Annotated in this window: 16 protein-coding genes; 8 read left to right on the top strand and 8 right to left on the bottom strand. The window is 66.3% G+C overall.

The features are described 5' to 3' along the window. Window positions 1–8: 8 nt before the first annotated feature. Window positions 9–977, bottom strand: a complete 969-nt coding sequence (locus AC3WTE_RS19455; protein WP_492440063.1) for a glycosyltransferase family 2 protein — start codon at window positions 975–977, stop codon at window positions 9–11. Window positions 978–980: 3 nt separating this feature from the next. Next, entirely contained in the window at window positions 981–2,315 is a 1,335-nt protein-coding gene (locus AC3WTE_RS19450) for a UDP-glucose dehydrogenase family protein (RefSeq protein WP_492440061.1), read from the bottom strand. A 672-nt stretch (window positions 2,316–2,987) separates the two neighbouring features. Between AC3WTE_RS19450 and AC3WTE_RS19445 the strand changes: the two genes are divergently transcribed. Together AC3WTE_RS19445 and AC3WTE_RS19440 are read left to right on the top strand one after the other, a co-directional pair. Beyond that, window positions 2,988–3,701 carry a hypothetical protein gene (locus tag AC3WTE_RS19445; protein WP_492440059.1) on the top strand — a complete coding sequence of 238 codons (714 nt, stop codon included), beginning with the start codon at window positions 2,988–2,990 and terminating at the stop codon, window positions 3,699–3,701. A 9-nt stretch (window positions 3,702–3,710) separates the two neighbouring features. After that, window positions 3,711–4,424, top strand: a complete 714-nt coding sequence (locus AC3WTE_RS19440; RefSeq protein WP_492440057.1) for a methyltransferase domain-containing protein — start codon at window positions 3,711–3,713, stop codon at window positions 4,422–4,424. On the opposite strand, the gene rarD is transcribed toward AC3WTE_RS19440, so the two are convergent. From rarD to lspA, 3 genes are read right to left on the bottom strand one after another with little or no spacing between them, the layout of a single operon-like run. Further along, window positions 4,408–5,322 carry an EamA family transporter RarD gene (gene rarD, locus AC3WTE_RS19435; protein ID WP_492440055.1) on the bottom strand — a complete coding sequence of 305 codons (915 nt, stop codon included), beginning with the start codon at window positions 5,320–5,322 and terminating at the stop codon, window positions 4,408–4,410. The genes AC3WTE_RS19440 and rarD overlap by 17 nt on opposite strands. Beyond that, entirely contained in the window at window positions 5,319–6,242 is a 924-nt protein-coding gene (locus AC3WTE_RS19430; protein WP_138230633.1) for an RluA family pseudouridine synthase, read from the bottom strand. Before AC3WTE_RS19430 ends, rarD begins: the two co-directional genes overlap by 4 nt. Beyond that, entirely contained in the window at window positions 6,239–6,961 is a 723-nt protein-coding gene (gene lspA / locus AC3WTE_RS19425; RefSeq protein WP_492440054.1) for a signal peptidase II, read from the bottom strand. Before lspA ends, AC3WTE_RS19430 begins: the two co-directional genes overlap by 4 nt. 42 nt (window positions 6,962–7,003) lie before the next feature. On the opposite strand from lspA, the gene AC3WTE_RS19420 reads away from it, so the two are divergent. Both AC3WTE_RS19420 and AC3WTE_RS19415 read left to right on the top strand, forming a co-directional pair. Next, window positions 7,004–7,927 carry an asparaginase gene (locus AC3WTE_RS19420; RefSeq protein ID WP_492440052.1) on the top strand — a complete coding sequence of 308 codons (924 nt, stop codon included), beginning with the start codon at window positions 7,004–7,006 and terminating at the stop codon, window positions 7,925–7,927. Window positions 7,928–8,030: 103 nt separating this feature from the next. Next, on the top strand, window positions 8,031–10,118 hold the full coding sequence (locus AC3WTE_RS19415; protein WP_492440200.1) for an acyltransferase family protein: 2,088 nt from the start codon (window positions 8,031–8,033) through the stop codon (window positions 10,116–10,118). Here AC3WTE_RS19415 and AC3WTE_RS19410 read toward each other — a convergent pair. Beyond that, window positions 10,115–11,452, bottom strand: a complete 1,338-nt coding sequence (locus tag AC3WTE_RS19410; RefSeq protein ID WP_492440198.1) for a DNA polymerase IV — start codon at window positions 11,450–11,452, stop codon at window positions 10,115–10,117. The two genes, AC3WTE_RS19415 and AC3WTE_RS19410, sit on opposite strands and share 4 nt — an antisense overlap. Window positions 11,453–11,521: 69 nt before the next feature. On the opposite strand from AC3WTE_RS19410, the gene AC3WTE_RS19405 reads away from it, so the two are divergent. The 4 genes from AC3WTE_RS19405 to AC3WTE_RS19390 are packed head-to-tail and all read left to right on the top strand — an operon-like array spanning window position 11,522 to window position 15,019. Further along, window positions 11,522–11,740 (top strand): RNA-binding S4 domain-containing protein, encoded by a 219-nt coding sequence (locus tag AC3WTE_RS19405; RefSeq protein WP_492440051.1) that lies wholly within the window; start codon window positions 11,522–11,524, stop codon window positions 11,738–11,740. An 11-nt stretch (window positions 11,741–11,751) separates the two neighbouring features. Next, the gene (locus AC3WTE_RS19400) at window positions 11,752–12,501 is read left to right on the top strand and encodes a GAP family protein (RefSeq protein WP_492440049.1); all 750 of its coding nucleotides are present in this window, start codon (window positions 11,752–11,754) and stop codon (window positions 12,499–12,501) included. Between the two features lie 12 nt (window positions 12,502–12,513). Further along, window positions 12,514–13,815 (top strand): mannosyltransferase, encoded by a 1,302-nt coding sequence (locus tag AC3WTE_RS19395; protein ID WP_492440047.1) that lies wholly within the window; start codon window positions 12,514–12,516, stop codon window positions 13,813–13,815. A 31-nt stretch (window positions 13,816–13,846) separates the two neighbouring features. Beyond that, the gene (locus AC3WTE_RS19390; protein WP_492440196.1) at window positions 13,847–15,019 is read left to right on the top strand and encodes a mannosyltransferase; all 1,173 of its coding nucleotides are present in this window, start codon (window positions 13,847–13,849) and stop codon (window positions 15,017–15,019) included. A gap of 3 nt (window positions 15,020–15,022) precedes the next feature. Here the strand turns inward: AC3WTE_RS19390 and ileS are convergent, their stop codons facing one another. Next, window positions 15,023–18,214: an isoleucine--tRNA ligase gene (gene ileS / locus AC3WTE_RS19385; protein ID WP_492440046.1), complete on the bottom strand. Its 3,192-nt coding sequence runs from the start codon at window positions 18,212–18,214 to the stop codon at window positions 15,023–15,025. 287 nt (window positions 18,215–18,501) lie between these two features. Further along, complete coding sequence (locus AC3WTE_RS19380) at window positions 18,502–19,146, bottom strand: hypothetical protein (RefSeq protein ID WP_492440044.1); 645 nt, start codon at window positions 19,144–19,146, stop codon at window positions 18,502–18,504. Between the last annotated feature and the right edge of the window lie 118 nt (window positions 19,147–19,264).

The raw sequence follows: 19,264 nt of genomic DNA, 5'->3' as shown, positions 1-19,264 counted from the left end.
GGTGACGGTCAGCTAGCGACGGCTGGGTCGTCAGACACCGGCCGCTCGACCGGCGCGGGAGCCTCGGGAACTGAAAAATGGACCGGCATATCGAACTCTGACTGCTTCCAGCGAGCGGCGAAGTAGCCGTACTGGAACGCGATGCCGACCACCGCGGTCGCCGCCAATTCGGATAGCGGCCGCCGCAATTCGGTGCGCAGCGTCATCCATGCGGCAACCGGGGAGATTCGCGGCGCGGGGCCCGTACCGCCGCCCAAGCCGTCGTTGCGGTGCGCCCAGCGCAGGTACGCATTGCTGTTCCCGTAGCGTTTCCACTGGCTGGCCAGGTCCCGAATGGAGGTTCGCGGCTCCCACTCCATCAGCACGCGGGTGTCGGTCGCAATCGTGCCGTGCGACTGTTCCTGGATACGCCAACAGATGTCGAGGTCCCCACCACCGCGCATCGCCCGGAAGCCACCCACCTTCTCGAAGGCATCCCGGTCGATACCCAGATTGCAGGTTGGGTAGTAGTCGGGCCGGGGCGGCACGATCCCGACGGTCGCCTTCATCGCCCCACCCCCGCGAGGCAGCATGAAAGGCTGCATCCTGGCTGCCATCCGGGCGGCCAGGGTCGGACCCCAGACGGTACGAACGTTGGTGCAGGACAACGCAACTCCCGGTCGCCGCTGAAGTTCGCGATGCGCGTCGAGCAGGCCCGGCAAAGGCCGACAGCGGCCGTCGATGAACAGCAGCGTGTCGGCGGTCGATCTGCTGGCGGCGACCTGGCGGGCGTAGTACGGACCCTTGCTGTCGGTCAACGTCACGACGTTGGCGCCGGAGAAACGCGCCACGTTTGCGGTGTCGTCACTGGACGCGTCGTCGACCACAGTGACCCGATCACCATCGGTGAGCTGTGCCATCAGTGGCCGCAGGAGCTTCGGCAGATGACCGGCCATGTCGCGGACCGGAACGACCACCTCGATTGTCTGCTTCGCCATGCTTCATGCCCCCTGAATAGCGTTCAATCCGCCGCGGCCCAACGTAAACACCTGCCAGCCGGCGCCAATCCAAAACTCACGGTCTATCGCGTTGCGGGTGTCGAGGAGGCGAGGCTCTCTGACGACCGACCGGAACGCCACGGGATCGAGGTTGCAGTACTCGTCCCATTCTGTGGCCAACACGATCAGATCCGCATTTCGGCACGCGTCCTCGGCGCTGTCGAAATAGCCGAGGGTCGGAAACCGTCCCTTGGCGTTTTCGATCGCCTTCGGGTCATGGACGCGTACGTCGGCACCCTTCAAATGCATGGCGGCAGCGACGTTCAGCGCGGGCGAATCGCGGACATCGTCACTGTTGGGCTTGAAGGCGGCGCCCAGTACGGCGATGCTCTTACCGAGGAAGCCACTGCCGACGATGGCACTCGCCACGGCAACCGCCTTCTCCCGCCGGCGAATGTTGATCTTGTCGACTTCATGCAGGAATCTGAGCGCGTCCGACGCACCGAGCTCACCGGCTCTGGCGCTGAAGGCACGGATGTCTTTCGGCAGGCATCCGCCGCCGAAACCCAAGCCCGCGTTGAGGAAGCGGGCACCGATCCGGTCGTCGTACCCCAGCGCGCGGCTGAGCATCACCACGTCGGCGTCGACGACCTCGCACACCTCGGCCATCGCGTTGATGAACGAAATCTTGGTTGCCAGAAAGGCGTTCGCGGCGACCTTCACCAGTTCGGACGTGGGAAGGTCGGCGGTCAAGTGTGGTGTGCCGGCGTCGAGGAGCGCGCCGTAGACCTCTTGCAGTGTCTTTTCCGCAGTCTCGGAAGTGACACCGAACACGAGCCGATCCGGCCGCAGGGTGTCTTCGATTGCCTTGCCTTCGCGCAGGAATTCGGGATTCCACGCGATTTCAAGACGGTGCGACGACGGCGTCGCAGCCAGCTCCGCGGCGAGGCGCTGGGCCGTACCCACCGGCACAGTCGACTTACCGATGATCAGTCCATCACAGTCCGCATTGGCGGCGACTGCCCGGAACGCACTGTCGACATACTCGATATTGGCCGCATCTGAGCCCGCCTGCTGAGGCGTCCCCACACAGACGAAGTGCACCGCCGCGCCGGACACCGCCTCTTCCACGGAGTGGGTGAACCGGAGCCGGCCGGTCTCCAGCACGGTCGCAAGTAGATCATCGAAACCCGGTTCATAAAACGGCGAAGTTCCGGCCGAGAGCGTCGCGATCTTCGCCGCATCGGTGTCGTACGCGACGACCTCGTGGCCCAGTTTGGCCATGCAGGCGGCGTGAACGGCACCCAGATAGCCCGTTCCAATCACGCTCAATCTCATCTAGCTGAACTCCACGTTCTTGCAGTTCGCGCCACCCGGGGGAAGCAATCCGTCAATCATGTCTGCGCAGACCCCACACCGCTTTGCGACGCCCCCTAACACGGGAAGATTTACAGGAAACGTCGATACCATGAACGACCTTCCCTTGCCACTTGATGTCTGCTTGCTGTGGAGAAGCTGGACAGTCGTCTCTTAGTACATCACACGACGTAGCTGTGGCTACCCTCAGTGACCGCCGACACGTTGCCCGGTACCGCGTCAGCGAACCTCATCCAAGAGATGCGCACACAGGACGGTGGGTCAGGCGGTGAAAGTTCAGACCCAAACATGCGACAGGCATCGGCGCACACGACTCGGGTTTGCCCACGCCACTATTCGACCACGGTTGACTGCAAAAAATCTACACTCGCGTTAAGGTGCCAAATGCCGCATCAAAACAATTCCGGCGCCAGCTCCGCATTCCCAGCACAGAGCCCCAGCCTGGGATTACCGCGATCGACACGCCTATGGAGAGGTCTCGGGAGGGCCATGCACAACACCGGTATTAATCCGAGAACTCCAGTCGCCTGGATTTCGACCTGGACTGAATTCGCCCTCCTGGGCCCGCGGCTGCGACGAATTAATCGCAAATCGGCAGATCCGGTAATCGGTGACGGAGACGTAAATGTCTCATTGACCAGCTACGGCAAACGAATTTCGTCAGTTTGGCAAACAATCGAAACCATCGGGCTGGGTACCGTCAAGCCGCACCGCCTGATCCTGTGGCTTGATGACGACGCCGTGGTCACCGACCCGCCAGCACCACTGCGGCGGTTGCTGGCGCGTGGGCTGGAGATCAGGCACTGCCGGGATTACGGCCCGCACAAGAAGTACTTTCCGTATGTCAACGAGATACTGCACGACGAATCCGAACGCGTCCTCGTCACCGCAGACGACGACGTCTACTACCCGGCCAACTGGCTGGCCGAGCTGATCGAGGCCCACCGGCCTGGCGAGGTGACGGCGTTCCGCGCCCGCATCCGGTCGGCAGCGCCCTACAGTGCCTGGCCACTGTGCACCACGACCGAGGCGTCCGAGACCGTCTTTGCCACCGGCGTATCCGGCGTCGCCTATCCCCCCGAACTGCTCTGCACGCTCCGAGACCGCGGCGACGAGTTCACCGCGGTGTGTCCGCTGGCCGACGATTACTGGCTGCACTACGCCGCCGTAGCGACCGGAACGCCGATCCGTCAGGTCCGCGATGTCGCCGCCTACTGGTGGCCCAGAGTCACCGTGTCGGGCGGGGGGCTGTGGGACGGCCGCGGGACCGCCAACGACGCCATCTCCGAACAGACTCGACGGGCGTGGCTGTCCGACAACAACCGCTCCGCGACCGCCGACAACTGACTCATCCTGATGCGATTCGAATTGCGAGAAGAAACAGAGGCCATGGATAAAGGCGTGCGGTCATTGGATGACCGGGTTCATCGATTTCAGAATGCGCTGCGAAAGCTGCTGAAGCCTTCGGAATTCGATAACTCGCGCAACTATTGGGAAGAGCGTTATCGGCGTGGGGGAAATTCGGGTGCCGGGTCGTACAACCGGCTCGCGGAATTCAAAGCCGATGTTCTCAACGACTTCGTCGCAACCAACGATATTGACAGTGTCATCGAGTTCGGATCGGGCGATGGGGCGCAATTGGCCCTGGCACGGTACCCCTCCTACGTTGGCGTCGACGTCTCCCAAACTGTCATCGACGCAACGCGCCACAAATTCAGTGCTGACCGTTCGATTTCATTTCTTCACACCAGTGAAGTAACCGATGCGGACAAAGCCGACCTCGCATTGTCTCTCGATGTGATCTACCACTTGGTGGAAGACGACGTATTCGACGCATACATGCACCGCCTGTTCGATGCCGGTATCAAGTTCGTCATCGTTTACGCGAGCAATGAAGACAAGGCCTGGTCATCACCGCACGTCCGACACCGAGAGTTCACCCGGTGGGTCGAGGCCAACCGAGCCGATTTCGTCCTTTCCGACCGAATCCCGAATGCTTATCCGTACTCGAAGAAGGACCCGGACAACACCAGCTTCGCAGACTTCTACATCTTCAGACGGACACACTGACCCGTGCGCCCGACCTGCTGCGCAACACCGCGTCGCCAGTGAAGACGACAAGGGCGAGCCAGATCAGCACGAAGCCGGCCCACCGCCCGCCCGGCATGGGCTCGTGACCGACGAAGACACCCCACGCCATCTGCAACGCCGGGGTCAGGTACTGCAACAGACCCATGGTGACCAGCGGGAGCCGTTGCGCCGCGCCGGCAAACATCAACAACGGCAGCGCCGTCACCGGACCGCACAACATCATCAGGACGGTGTGGCCTGGCCCCAAGGATGGGACTGTCGCCTGCCCGGCGACGGTGAGGACGACGAGATAGGCCAGTGCGAACGGGGCGGCCACCCCGGCCTCGACGCCGACACTGACCCGCGGGTCGGCGCGAACCACCTTCTTGACCGCGCCGTACACACCGAAAGATATCGCCACGCCGAGACCGATCACCGGGATCTCACCGGCCTGCACCGCCAGCACGATCACCGCGGCCACGGCGATGGCCAGCGCCGCCGCCTGCGCGCGCCCCAACCGCTCACCGAACAGCGCGACGCCCAGCGCCACGCTCACCAGCGGGTTGATGAAATAGCCCAGCGCAGCGTCGACCACGTGGCCGTTGCTGACGGCGTAGATGTAGATGCCCCAGTTCAGCGAGATCAGGGCCGACGCGCACACCAGCAGTCCCCAGGTGCGGCCCGAGAGCCGGCGCAGGTCACCCAGGCGGCGGCCGACGGCCAGCACCACGAACATCAGCAAGACGGTCCACACAATGCGATGGGCCAACACCTCGAACGCACTCGCCGGCTTGAGCAGCGGGAAGAACGCGGGAAACAGACCCCACGATCCGTAGGCGCCGAGCCCGAGGAGCAATCCCCGGTTCTGATCCGAAGTGGCCGTCGCAGTATTGGTCACTGACGATGCAACACGTCCAGGGCGTGCTGCAATTCCGGTGGGTACTCGCTGGTGATCTCGATCCACCGGCCATCAGCCGGGTGCGCGAACCCCAGCGAACGCGCATGCAGCCACTGCCGCTGGAGCCCAAGCTTTTTCGCCAGCGTCGGATCCGCCCCGTAGGTCAGGTCCCCGCAACACGGGTGATGCAGTGCCGAGAAGTGCACCCGAATCTGATGGGTGCGGCCCGTCTCGAGGTGCACATCGAGCAGGCTTGCCGCGACGAACGCCTCGACGGTGTCGTAGTGCGTGACGCTGTGTCGGCCGCCCTCGGTGACCGCGAACTTCCAGTCATTGCCACGGCTGCGGCCGATGGGCGCATCGATGGTGCCGCTGGACGGATCCGGGTGGCCCTGCACCAGTGCGTGATACCGCTTGTCCACCGTGCGGTGCTTGAACGCCCGCTTGAGCACGGTGTAGGCCCGCTCGGACAGCGCCACCACCATGACGCCGGAGGTCCCCACATCCAGCCGGTGCACGATGCCCTGCCGCTCGTGGATACCCGAGGTGCTGATCCGGAAGCCCGCCGCGGCCAGCCCGCCGAGGACCGTCGGGCCGGTCCAGCCCACCGAGGCGTGCGCGGCCACGCCGGCCGGCTTGTCCACCGCCACGATGTCGGCGTCGGAATAGAGGATCGCCATGCCCTCGATCTCCTGCGGCGTGTTCTCCACCGGCGCCGGCGCCTCCGGCAGCCGGACCTCGAGCCACGAGCCCGCGACCAACTTGTCCGACTTGGCTGCCGGCGCGCCGTCGATATCGACCCCGCCGTCTTCGGCGATCGTGGCGACCGCGGTCCGTGACAACCCGAGCAGACGAGCCAGACCCGCGTCCACCCGCATCCCGGCCAGCCCTTCGGGGACCGGCATCGAACGGCTGCTCATCGGCCCGTTTCAGCCTCGTCGACGGCCGCAGTGGCCGGCTCCGACCCTGCCTCGACATCAGGCTCCGATGCCCGCGAAGCGGTCGAATCATGTTGTTCGGCAACCGCTTTCGCGGTATCGGCCGGCGCCTCCGGCGGGCGCTTGCCGTCGGTGTCGAAATCGAAGCCGAACACGGACAGCCCGACCAACAACACTGCCCCGCACACCACCGCGGAATCGGCAACGTTGAAGACCGGCCACCAGCCGACGGAAAGGAAATCCACCACGTGCCCGCGCAACGGCCCTGGGGAGCGGAAGAACCGGTCCATCAGATTGCCCACCGCGCCGCCGAGGATCATCCCCAGGCCGAGCGCCCACCACAACGAGACCAGGCGCCGCCCCATCCAGATGATGCCCACCACCACGCCGGTCGCGATCAGCGTCAGCACCCAGGTGTAACCGGTGGCCATCGAAAAAGCCGCACCAGAGTTGCGGACCAGTGTCCAGGTGATGGTGTCGCCGACGATCTCGACCGGCTGACCGGGCACCAGCAGCTTCACCGCCAGCACCTTGGTCACCGCATCAAGGCCCAGCACCACCGCCGCCACCACCAGCAGCAGCCGCAGCCGCCGCGGGGCGGCCTGGGTCCGAGGCTGCGTGGTCGCCCCAGGTCCGGTGCTCGCGGTCGCCTGCGGCTCCGCCAGCTCGGTCGCCTCCGGCTCCGTGGATTCATCAGTCACGCCCCCATCATCCCAAAGACGTCGTGAGGAACAATTCCGGCTATGACTCGCGTCGTCGTGATCGCCACCGGAGGCACCATCGCCACCAGCACGGACCAAGATGGAATAGCTCGGCCGACGCGCAGCGCCAGCGACCTGGTGGGCAGCCTCGGCGCCGGCGTCCAGGTCGACACCGTGGACCTCATGTCCGTCGACAGCTCCGAGCTGACCCCGACCGACTGGGACCGGATCGGGGCTGCGGTACTGGCGGCCGGAGATGCCGATGGAATCGTCATCACCCACGGCACCGACACCATGGAAGAAACCGCACTGTGGCTCGACATCACGTACGCCGGCGCGGTGCCAGTGGTGCTGACCGGCGCCATGCGCAGCAGCGACGCACCTGACGCCGACGGTCCGGCCAACCTGCGGGACGCGATCACCGTCGCCGCCAGTCCGGCCGCGCGCGATCTCGGCGTGCTGGTCAGCATGGCCGGCCGGGTGTGGCAACCACTGGGCATGACCAAAGCGGGCCACGGTCTGGTCGGCACCGCCGTCGGGTCGATCAGGGACGGGTCGTTCGTTCCCGACGCCGTCAAACGACGACCACTGCTGGGTGCACTGACGGCGGCAGCGGCGCCGCGCGTCGACATCGTCGCGGCCTATGCCGGTAGCGACGCACTGGCCATGGACGCGTTTGCCGCCGCCGGCGCCGGCGGCATCGTGCTCGAATCACTCGGCTCGGGCAACGCGGGGTCCAAGGTGCTCGCCGGCGTGCAGCGACTGTGCGCCGACGGTATCGCGGTAGCGGTTGCGACGCGGGTACCTGGCACGCGCGTCACGTCGGGCTACGGCCCGGGCCGGGCATTGCTGGATGCCGGCGCCGTGTCGGCGGGCGGGCTGCGGGCCGCGCAGGCCCGGGTGCTGCTGATGGCGGCGCTGGCCTCCGGGACACCCGCTGCCGAGCTGTTCGCTGAGTGGGCTTAGCCGAACCGTCCCAGTGGGTGGGCAACGTGCGGCTTCGAAGCACGCCCAATTTGCGAACCAGTGATAATTTCCCCTCGCCAAACTTCCGGGGAAAGGCACTAAGCTGACGGCGACGACCAGCCACCGCAAACAACTGAAACGCCTCGACATCCAGGGCCTGCGCGCCATCGCAGTGGCTCTGGTCGTGCTGTTCCACGCCGATATTCCCGGCGTCGGCGGCGGCTACGTCGGCGTCGACGTGTTCTTCGTGATCTCTGGCTTCCTCATCAGCAGCCATTTGTTGGGTGAGCTGCGGGACCGTGGGCATATCCGGTACGGCGCGTTCTACGCGCGGCGGGTGCGGCGACTGCTGCCGGCCGCGTTGACCGTCATCGTCGCAACGGTGGCCGCCGCCGCGTACTGGGTGTCTCCGCTGCAGTTCGGCTACGTCGTCAAGGACGCCGTCGCCGCCACCTTCTACGTCCCCAACGTGGTGTTCGCCTACCGTGCGACCGACTATCTCGCCGACAAGACGCCGTCGCTGTTCATGCATTACTGGTCCCTCGGCGTGGAGGAGCAGTTCTACCTGCTGTGGCCGGTACTGCTTGTGTGGCTGTTCGGGCTGTGCAAGCAGCGGACCCGCAGGCTTGCGGCCATCGCCGGCATCGTCGCGGTGTCGTTCGCGCTGTGCGTGTGGTTGACCGGCTTCTCACAGCCGAACGCGTTCTTCATCCTGTTCCCGCGGATGTGGGAATTCGGGCTGGGCACTCTGGTCGCATTCGCACTGCTGAACCGCGACCGGATTTTCGGCGACCGGGTCGGCGCCATCGCCGGCTGGACGGGACTCGCGGCCATCGTGGGCAGCGGCGTGCTGTTCTCCACAGCCACGGATTATCCCGGATACGCGGTGGCGATACCCGTGGCCGGCACCGCACTGCTCATCGCAGCCGGGCCCGTCCGCCGGGGCCCCGGTGCGCTACTGAGCCTGCGCCCGTGCACCTGGATCGGCGACATCTCCTACTCGCTGTACCTCGTGCACTGGCCGTTGCTGGTCCTTCCCGTCGCGGCCGGCGGCTACCTACAGACGTCACCGATGTGGCTTCGAGTTGCGATCGTCGCGGCATGTGTCCCCCTGGCGTGGCTGCTCTACACCTATGTCGAACAGCCTGGTCAGCGCCTGGAATGGCTGAACTCCGCACGCCCGCGCCGCACGCTCACCGCGACGGCAGGCGCCACGGTTGCCGTCAGTGCCGTGGTCCTCACAGTTGCCGTCGCACACCATCCGGCGCTGGATGCGGGACGTACCGCCGCGCAGGCAGCGCTCAGCCTCAAGCCCGCCGGGACCCCGTACGTGCCCAGCAATCTCCACCCCCGGCTGTCTGCCGCCGAGACCGCCCAACCCGTCATCTATGCCAATCACTGCCACCGCGACGAATGGTCGACCGATCCGGTCGGCTGCGTGACCGGGACCAGTCCGTCGGCGCCGGTGGTCGTCCTGTTCGGCGATTCCCATGCCGCACAGTGGTATCCGGCGCTGTCCAAGTTGGCCGAACAGGGCTTGATCCGGCTGGACAACCGCACCAAGAGTCACTGCCCGTCGGCAGCGATTCATGCCGCGCACTACTCGCGCTGCGACCGGTGGCGCGACGCCGTACTGGCCAGCCTCGCCGTGGCCAAGCCCGCACTGATCGTTCTCGGGGGTTGGGGAGCCAGCTACGTGCGCGACGCCGCGGACCCGACAGCGCACTGGCGAAAGGCTCTGGCAGACACGCTCGAACGACTCCCCTCGCCATCGCGTGTTGCGGTCCTCGCCGACACCCCGTCGACCGGTGTCCCGCCGCCCTACTGCCTGAGTCTCTTCCTGACCGACACCCAGCGGTGTGCGCTGCCGCGGACAACAGCGTTGGATGACCGGGTCCGCCGGGCCGAGCAGGAGCTGGCCGCCGCCGGTGCGTTCACGTATCTGGATTACGACGACTATCTGTGCAACGACAGCATCTGTCCGGGCATCCTCGGTGACACCCTCGTCTACCGCGACGGACACCACATGACGACGGACATCAGCATTGAACTGGCTCCCCTCATCGCCGCGGATCTGATGCCGCTGCTCAGCACAAGCGGCAAACCGGCCGGGGATGGCCCGTCCGGCCGGACAGAGATGGCTGCCGCCGGCGCCGGTGCGCCCGGCGGTATGCCACCGCACCGCGGCTAAGCCACGCTGTCGTCCGTCGGCAACTGCGCCAGGTATTCCTGCCAGTCGAGGCTGTCGATCGGGTCGGCACGAGTGATCTGCGGATCGTCGGCCGCGACGGTGCGGGCCACGCCGGGCCCGCTGGCCCGGGTTTCGAAGCGCACCGTCATGACGCCGTGCCCGGCTCCCTGCACCCAACCGTGCCCGTGATCCGGATGCTGGACGTCGTCCCCGACGCGCCACGGGGATTCGGCCGGCGGAGCACTCACCGGGCCCGCCTGACCAGCGGACGTGGCGACGTCCGAGCCGTCCACCATCTCGAGTTCCGGGAACAACGATTCCTGCCGGGCATCGGTCAGACCCGAAAACCCCACGCCCACAAGGCGAATCGGGCCGATCTCGATGGGGTCGAGCAGCAGCCGGCGGGCCGTCGCCGTCAGCGTCGACGGATCGGTGGTGGCGTACGGCAGCGTGGCCGACCGGGTCAGCGTGCTCATGTCGGACTTCTTCAGTTTGACCGTCACGGTGCGGGCGCCGCGGCCATCGCGCTGCAGCCGCCGGTAAGCGTGCTCGGCGATGGGCCCGATGCTCGCGCGCAACTGATCCAGCGTGGTCAGGTCGACCTGGAACGTGGACTCGGCGCTGATCTGTTTGGCCTCGGCGCGCTCGACCACTGGCCGGTCGTCGATGCCACGAGCCAGCCGGTGCAGCGCCGGGCCGACCGTGCCGCCGAGGACGTCGGCAGCCTCGGCATCGGTGAGCGCCGCCAGCGCGCCTATGGTCTCGATACCCAGCCGGTGCAGTTTCTCCTCGGCGACAGGCCCGATCCCCCACAGACGGCGCACCGGCAACCCTTCCAGGAGCGGTCCCTGCTCGTCACCGCTGATGATCCGGACCCCGTCAGGTTTGGCCAGCCCCGACGCGATCTTGGCGACCTGCTTGCCCGAGCCCGCACCGACCGAGGCCACCAGGCCGGTCTCGGCCCGCACCGCGGCCCGTAGGTCTTCGCAGAACTGCCGAGCCGCGTCAAGGTCAGCGCCGACCAGTTCGGCGGGCTCGCCGAACGCCTCGTCGAACGACAGCTGCTCGAGCACCGGGACCAGGGCGCGCACCGCATCCAACGCGCGGCGACTGGCCACCGAGTACACCGCACCGCGCGGCGGCAACACCACAGCAGTGGCGCCGACCAACCGGCGCGCCTGGTGCATCGGCATGGCCGAACGGGCGCCGAACTTGCGGGCCTGATAACTCGCGCCCGCCACCACCCCACGGCCGCCGAGGCCACCGACCAGCACTGGACGGTCCCGCAGCGTAGGCCGGGTCAGCTGCTCGACGGACGCGAAAAAGGCGTCCATATCGAGATGTATGACCCAGCGATCCACAGGCCAGATAGTAGGCCCGGACGGGTGGCTACCCTTCTGGGTATGAACGACGTGCCGATCCGCGACGAGTCGATCCGGCTGGGCCAATTCCTCAAACTGGCCTCACTGATCGACAGCGGTGCCGACGCCAAGGCGGTCATCGCCGAGGGCCTGGTGGCCGTCAACGATGAGGTCGAAACACGGCGCGGCCGGCAGTTGAGAGCAGGCGACATCGTGGTGTACGACGGAAACGCCGCACGAGTAGTCAGCTTCGCCCTGTAGGGTCCCGGGCCGTGTGGGCCACCGTTTTGATGTTCGCCGTCATGGCGATGTGGGATCCTGTCCGCCTGGGTGTGGCGGTGTTCGTGGTGATGCGCAATCGCCCCATCCCGTCCCTCTTGGTGTTCTGCATCGGCGGTATCGCCTCGAGCCTGGCAATCGGCCTGACTGCCGTCTACCTGCTGCACGGCACCACCAAACGGCTCGTCGCGGACATGAACTCGTCGACTCATTCCATCGATCCGGCGGACGCCAAGATCGTGATCGGCGCACTGGTGCTGCTGGTGGCGTTGGCGCTGCTGTTTCGGGCCGCCACCAGAACACCTGTGCCCGTGTCGGTATCAGGGCCGACAGCAGATAGCGCTGACCCCGAGCCGCCGCCTGCTGAACCGGAATCGCGGTCCATCACGGCGCGGTTGACAGGGTGGGCACGGCGGCTGATGCACAGCCAGTCACTGTGGATGGCGTTCCTGGCCGGCCTGTGGGCCGGCCCCGGGCCGCACGTCGAACTCGTGGGCGCACTGGGCGTGATCCTCGCATCGGGAAACTGCAAATCCGTGCAGGTCGCCGCGGTGGTCACCTACGCCGTGGTGTCGTTCGCCTTCGCCGAAATCCCGTTGATCTGCTACCTGATCGCACCCGCAAAGACGGCGCAGTACCTCGATCGGGTGCCGAACTGGCTGCGAGCGCGGCGCATCTGGGTGATGGCTATCGCGCTGAGCTTGCTGGGCGTGTATCTCCTGGCCTCGGGCACCCTGTCATAACCTTTACCCGGCATGAATTTTTCGCAAGATGAAGCTGAATCGCCTGTGAGCGGCAAAGCCCGACGCGCCGTTCGGTTGCACAGCCGATATATTCGCCCGGTGAACGCAGGACCCGTCTCAGCGCTGCGTCCCGACGTATCCCGTTGGCAGACATTCGCTCCGGTCATCCTCGCCGTCAGCGCAACCCTCCGGATCGCGTCGACGATGGGCTACTACCTGGTCAAGGGTGACGCCTTCTTCGATCTTCGGGTTTACGTTCTGGGCGGCGCCGCGATATCGCACCCAGGTGCGTTGTACGACTTCTTCTACGTCGACCCCACCAAAGGCGAACACCTACCGTTCACCTACCCCCCGTTCGCGGCAATGGTGTTCGCGCCCTTGCATCTTGCGCCGTTCGGGGTGATCGCCTTCGCCTGGCAGGTCGCCCTGATCGCGGCCGTCTACGGAACGGTCAGACTCAGCCAGAAGTTCATCGGCGGTGGCAGCCAGCGCATAGCCATGCTGTGGACCGCCGGGGCGATCTGGATGGAGGCGCCCGGCAGCAGCATTCAATCGGGGCAGATCGGCATCTTCCTGATGCTCGCCGTGCTGTACGCCGCCTGTGACTCACGATGGTGGCTGTCGGGTCTGCTGATCGGGGTCGCCGCCGGCATCAAGCTGACGCCCGCGATCACCGGTTTCTACTTTGTCGGCGTCCGGCGCTGGGGCACTGCGCTGTTCTCGGCCGTGGTGTTCTTCGCGACCGTGGGGCTGGCGTATCTGTTTTTGCCCGAGGAGACGAGGCGCTACTTCCCGCACCAGATGGCCGAGGCCGGCAAGTCGCTGCCCGTGGGCTCGGCGTGGAACCAGTCCTGGCAGGGCGGGTTGTCCCGGATCGCGGGTCATGACCTCGGTATGTCGCCCTTGGTCATCGGCGCGATAGTGGTCACCGCGGTGCTCACAGTGCTGGCGTTCCGAGCGCTCGGCGGCGAGCGCGACCGACTCGGGTCGCTGCTGGTGGTGCAACTGTTCGGGTTGCTGGCCGAACCGGTGTCCTGGACGCATCACTGGGTCTGGGTACTGCCGCTGATGATCTGGCTGATCTACGGTCCGTGGCGGGACCAGCCCGGCGCCCGGATATTCGGCTGGGGCTGGGTGACCCTGATGGTGCTCAGCGTGCCGAGCCTGCTGTCGTTCGCGCAGCCGAACATCTGGCAGATCAGTCGTCCTTGGTATCTCGCCTGGGGCGAGATGGTGTACATCGTCGCGGCCCTGGCGACCATGGTCTGGATCATCAGGACAGGACGTCGCGGTGAAGTCACCGATCGGAACTGAGCGACTGCGCCGGCTGGCTCCGGCGCTGTTGATGCTGAGCGCGGTCGTTCTCCTGGCGCTCACCATTCCCAGCCAGCCGAACCTGGTGGACTTCCATGTCTACGTGCTCGGCGGCGCCGCGCTAGAGCACCCCGGCACGTTGTACACGTTCGCCTACTCGGATCAGTCCCCCACCCAGCCGCTGCCGTTCGTCTATCCGCCTCTCGCGGCAATCCTCTTCTACCCGTTGCATTTTCTGCCCTTCGCAGCCGTCGGGCTGCTGTGGCAGGTCGCGATGATCGCCGCGATGTACGCCATCGTCCGGCTCACCCAACTGATGCTGGGCAGCGGTGACGCGCGGGAGGCGATGCTGTGGACCGCCGTGCTGATCTGGCTGGAGCCGGCACGAATCAGCATCAACCTCGGGCAGGTCGGCATCTTCCTGACGCTGGCGGTCTTGTACGCGGCCTACAGCAGCCGGTGGTGGGTCTCCGGGTTTCTGGTCGGCCTGGCCGCCGGGGTGAAGCTGACACCGGCCATCACCGGGCTGTACTTCGTCGGGCTACGACGCTGGGCCGCGGCGGTGTTCTCCGCGGTCGTGTTCTTCGCGACGGTCGCGCTGTCGTGGCTGGTCGTGGGCGATCAGGTGCGGCACTACTTCACCGAGGTGATGGGCGACACCAGCATCAACCCGATCGGCACCGCGCTGAATCAGTCGTGGCGAGGCGGCATCTCGCGGATCGTGGGCCACGACGCCGGGGAAGGCACCCTGGTGCTCATTGCGATCCTCGGGACCGCGGTGCTGGCCGGGCTGGCCTGGTCGGTGATGGGCAACCGGTCAGGTGCGCGGGATCGGCTCGGGTCACTCCTGGTCGTCCAGCTCTTCGGCCTTCTGGTCTCACCGATTTCCTGGGTGCACCACTGGGTGTGGGTCGCGCCGCTGATCATGTGGCTGTTGCGCGGACCGTGGCGGGACGAACCCGGCGCGCGGGTCGCCGGCTGGGGCTGGATCGCCCTGACGGTCGTCAGCGTTCCCAGCATTTTGGCCATGGCCGAACCGAGCCTCTGGCAGATCAGCCGACCGTGGTACCTGGCCTGGGCCGGGGTGGCCTACATCGCGGCAGCGATGGCCACACTCGCGTGGATGGTGGTCACCGGCAGACGACTACGCTCGGGCAGTCAGGCGCCTGCCGGTGACCAGCCCGTCACCGAAAAACGTTGGTGACGCTCACGCTTTCGCGATGACGGCCCGCACCCCGTCGCCGACATCGGCGCCGTCGGCCAGGTCCGTGACAGCCACGACGGTGAAGTCGGTGGCCAGGATCTCGCCGGCGATCAGATCGGCATGGGTCCTCGCCCACGCCTGCTTGTCGGCCGGCACCGCGAACGTCACGATGATCCGGTCTGACACCTCCAGCCCGGTGGCCTTGCGCAGGTCCTGCAGTTCGCGGATGCGGTCCTTGGCCCAGCCTTCGGCCTCCAGCTCGGGGGTCACGGTGGCGTCGAGCACCACCAGGCCCGCGCCCTCCGGCAGCGCTGCAGTGAACTCCGGTTCTGCGGCAACGAGTTTCGAGCTGTACTCCGCCGGAAGAAGGACCGCGGGCCCCGCCACCAACGTGCCGTCGGGCTTGACGACACCTTCGCCGGCCTTGACGGCCTTGATCGCGGCCTGCACGTCCTTGCCGATGCGCGGACCCGCCACCCGTGCGTTGACAGTCAACTCGAACTTGCCGTAGGCGTCGATGTCATCGGTGAGCTCGACCGCCTTGACGTTGAGCTCATCGGCGATCAAGTCGACGAACGGGGCAAGAACGGCCGGATTGACCGACTTCTCCAAGGCCACGGTCAGTTTCGGCAACGGCAGGCGCACCCGCAGCTTCTTGGCCTTACGCAGCGACGAGCCCGCCGAGCAGACTTCGCGCACCCGGTCCATGGCGGCGACCAGCTCCGGGTCGGCAGGGACGACGCCGGCTTCGGGCCAATCGGTGAGGTGTACCGAGCGCTCGTCGGTCAGGCCACGCCAGATCAACTCGGTGGTCAGTGGCAGCAGCGGCGCAGCCAGGCGGCAGGTCACCTCCAGCACGGTGTGCAGGGTGTCGATGGCGTCGGCGTCCTCTTCCCAGAACCGCGAACGCGACCGTCGCACATACCAATTGGTGAGCGCCTCGGCGAATTGACGCAACTGCTCGCACGCACCCGAGATATCGCAGGTGTCGAGGGACTCGGTCAGCGTGTCGCGCACGTCGGCGAGCTTGGCCAGGATGTAGCGGTCGAGCACGTGTGGTGAATCCGTGCGCCAGGTGCCCTTCTTCGGCGCGTAGAGCGCCAGGAAGGAGTACGCGTTCCACACCGGCAGCAGCACCTGTCGGACGCCGTCGCGGATGCCCTGCTCGGTGACGATCAGATTGCCGCCGCGCAGGATCGGCGAGGCCATCAGGAACCAGCGCATGGCGTCGGACCCGTCGCGGTCGAACACCTCGGACACGTCCGGGTAGTTGCGCAGCGACTTGCTCATCTTCTGGCCGTCGTTGCCGAGCACGATGCCATGGGCCACACAGGTTTTGAAGGCCGGGCGGTCGAAGATCGCGGTCGCCAGCACGTGCATGGTGTAGAACCAGCCGCGGGTCTGGCCGATGTACTCGACGATGAAATCGCCGGGGAAATGAGCAGATTCGCCGGCTCCGGCCTGATTGTCGGCTCCGCCGACGGCCCCGTCGAACCAGTCGGCGTTCTCGAACGGGTAGTGCACCTGCGCGTATGGCATCGAGCCCGAGTCGAACCAGACGTCGAACACGTCCTCGATACGGCGCATGGTCGACTTGCCGGTCGGGTCGTCGGGATTGGGCCGGGTCAGTTCGTCGATGTAAGGCCGGTGCAGATTGTCCGGGCGTACACCGAAGTCACGCTCGAGCTCGTCGAGGCTGCCGTAGACGTCGATCCGCGGGTAGGCCGGATCATCGGACTTCCACACCGGGATCGGGCTGCCCCAGTACCGGTTGCGGGACACCGACCAGTCCCGGGCATTGGACAGCCACTTGCCGAACTGCCCGTCCTTGACGTGTTCGGGGTACCAGGTGATCTGCTGGTTGAGCTCGACCATCCGGTCCCGGAACTCGGTGACCTTGACGAACCACGACGACACCGCGCGGTAGATCAGCGGGTTGCGGCACCGCCAGCAATGCGGGTACGAGTGCTCGTAGGTCTCGTGCCGCAGCAGCACCGGAGCGTTGACCGCGGCCGGGCCGGTGCCGTTCTTCAGGTCCTTGATGATCTGCGGGTTGGCCTCGAAGACCTGCTGTCCCTGGTAGTCCGGCACGGTCGAGTCGAAGCGGCCGGTCGAGTCCACCGGGGTGACCGCGACAATTCCGGCGGCGTCGCAGGTGGCCTTGTCGTCCTCGCCGTACGCCGGCGCCATGTGGACGATGCCGGTGCCGTCGTCGGTGGTCACGAAGTCGCCCTGCAGCACCTGAAATGAGTTCTGTGCCTTCTCACCGTCGACGAAGAAGGCGAACGGCGGCAGGTAGCGCGTGCCCAGCAGTTCGGCGCCGAGGTAGCTGCCGACGACCACCGGCTCCTCGCCGAACTCGCGGGCATAGGCGGCCAACCGGGCCTCGGCCAGGACGTAGTTCTGCTCGTCGGGACCCACCACCTGCACATAGGTGACCTCGGGGTGGACCGCGACGGCCTGGTTGGACGGCAGCGTCCAGGGCGTCGTGGTCCAGACCAGCAGGTAGGCGCCGGCCAGTTCAGGCGCTGCGCCGTCGGCGATCCGAAACCCCACGGTCAGCGCCGGGTCCTGCCGGCTCTGGTAGACGTCGTCGTCCATCCGTAGCTCGTGGTTGGACAGCGGGGTCTCGTCGTTCCAGCAGTACGGCAGCACCCGGTTGCCCTCGTAGGCCAGGCCCTTGTCCCACAGCTGCTTGAACGCCCAGATGACCGACTCCATGAACGTCAGGTCCAGGGTCTTGTAGTCGTTCTCGAAGTCGACCCAGCGCGCCTGCCGCGTGACATAGGCCTGCCACTCGTTCGAGTACTTCATGACCGAGGCCCGGCAGGCGTCGTTGAACGCGCCGATGCCCATGGCCTCGATCTGGGCCTTGTCCGAGATGCCGAGCTGGCGCTGCACCTCGAGCTCGGCGGGCAGTCCATGGGTGTCCCAGCCGAACCGGCGCTCGACTTTGAAGCCGCGCATGGTGCGGTAGCGGGGCACGATGTCCTTGACGTAGCCGGTCAGCAGGTGGCCGTAGTGCGGCAGACCGTTCGCGAACGGCGGACCGTCGTAGAAGACGTATTCGGGGGCACCGTCGCGGCGGGCGATGCTGGCGCGGAAGGTATCGTCGCGGGCCCAGAACTCCAGAACCTCGGTCTCGAGGTCGGGGAAGTTCGGTGTGCCGCTGGCGGTCTTGGGGTACGCGCTCACGTCAGGGGTCTCCAGTGCCGTCAGCACCAAACAGGTGCTCAGTTCCAGGCACGGGGACGACGATCTCGCGTCTGGACGCGAGCGCCGCGGTACCACCCCGCTTGCGCACGACCGGCCCTTGAGGCCCGGCACGTGCGCCGCTCAACTGACGGCGATAACGGGCCTACCCGTTCGGTTCTACTGAGCTGCGGCAGTCGGGGCCGCCGCGGCCGTTCTTCCGAATGCTCCCCGGTGATGGCCGGATCGATGCGTATGCAGCGATTCTAACGGGCGCGGGTCACCACGGATTACGCGGAGACCGGCATGGCCTCGGAGGCGAGCTCGATCACGGCGTAGGCGAACTGCTCGGCGAGTTCTTCCACGGTGTAGGGCTCGAATTGGTGGCGGGCGTACCACCAGTCCACGTGCAGCACGTCGTCAGCTTGGAATGCGCGGACCTCGAGGGCGTGCACCGGGCCCGGATGGTCGCCGTCGATGGCGGACATGCCGTAACTGAACAAAACGTCGGCAACGTCGGTCGGGTTTGCGGTGGCGGCGGCCAGCGCACTGCGTACCGCCTGCACCATCTCGGTGGCGTCCACGTCGGACGCCGCGACACAGTCGACTTCCAGTCGGCGCAGCACCGCCAGCCCACCGCCCGAGCGTTCCTTGGCTGCGGCCACGTCGACCGCGGCCCGCCCGGGTCCGATGACTCGCTCGATGGCGCGGCCGAGCGCACCGATCACCAACACCTCGGCGTCGACTCCCAGGTACTCGGCAGCGCCCTCGAGCTCGGCGGCGATCACCGGCGACAGCGGGGCTTCGAGCCGTCGCATGTCGACCGCAACACCGGCAGTGTCGACGCCGCCGAACTCATAGTCCGCGACGTGGACCGTCGCAGCAGCAGCAGAAGGGAGAACGGGCTCGATCTCACCGGCGTACGCAAGAGTCATGTGATGCACACTACAACACGATTCCCAAATGTGGGACATAGCTCCCGAAAGTGTGACGCCCATGTCAATTACGGCTTATGTGTCGCGGGGATAGTTGCTAGCAACCAAAGGGGGGAAG

It is taken from the genome of Mycobacterium sp. FW102-FHT13B02 (assembly GCF_058790275.1).
Note: the sequence above shows the minus strand (reverse complement) of the source record. Positions and strands in the feature narration are given on the sequence as shown.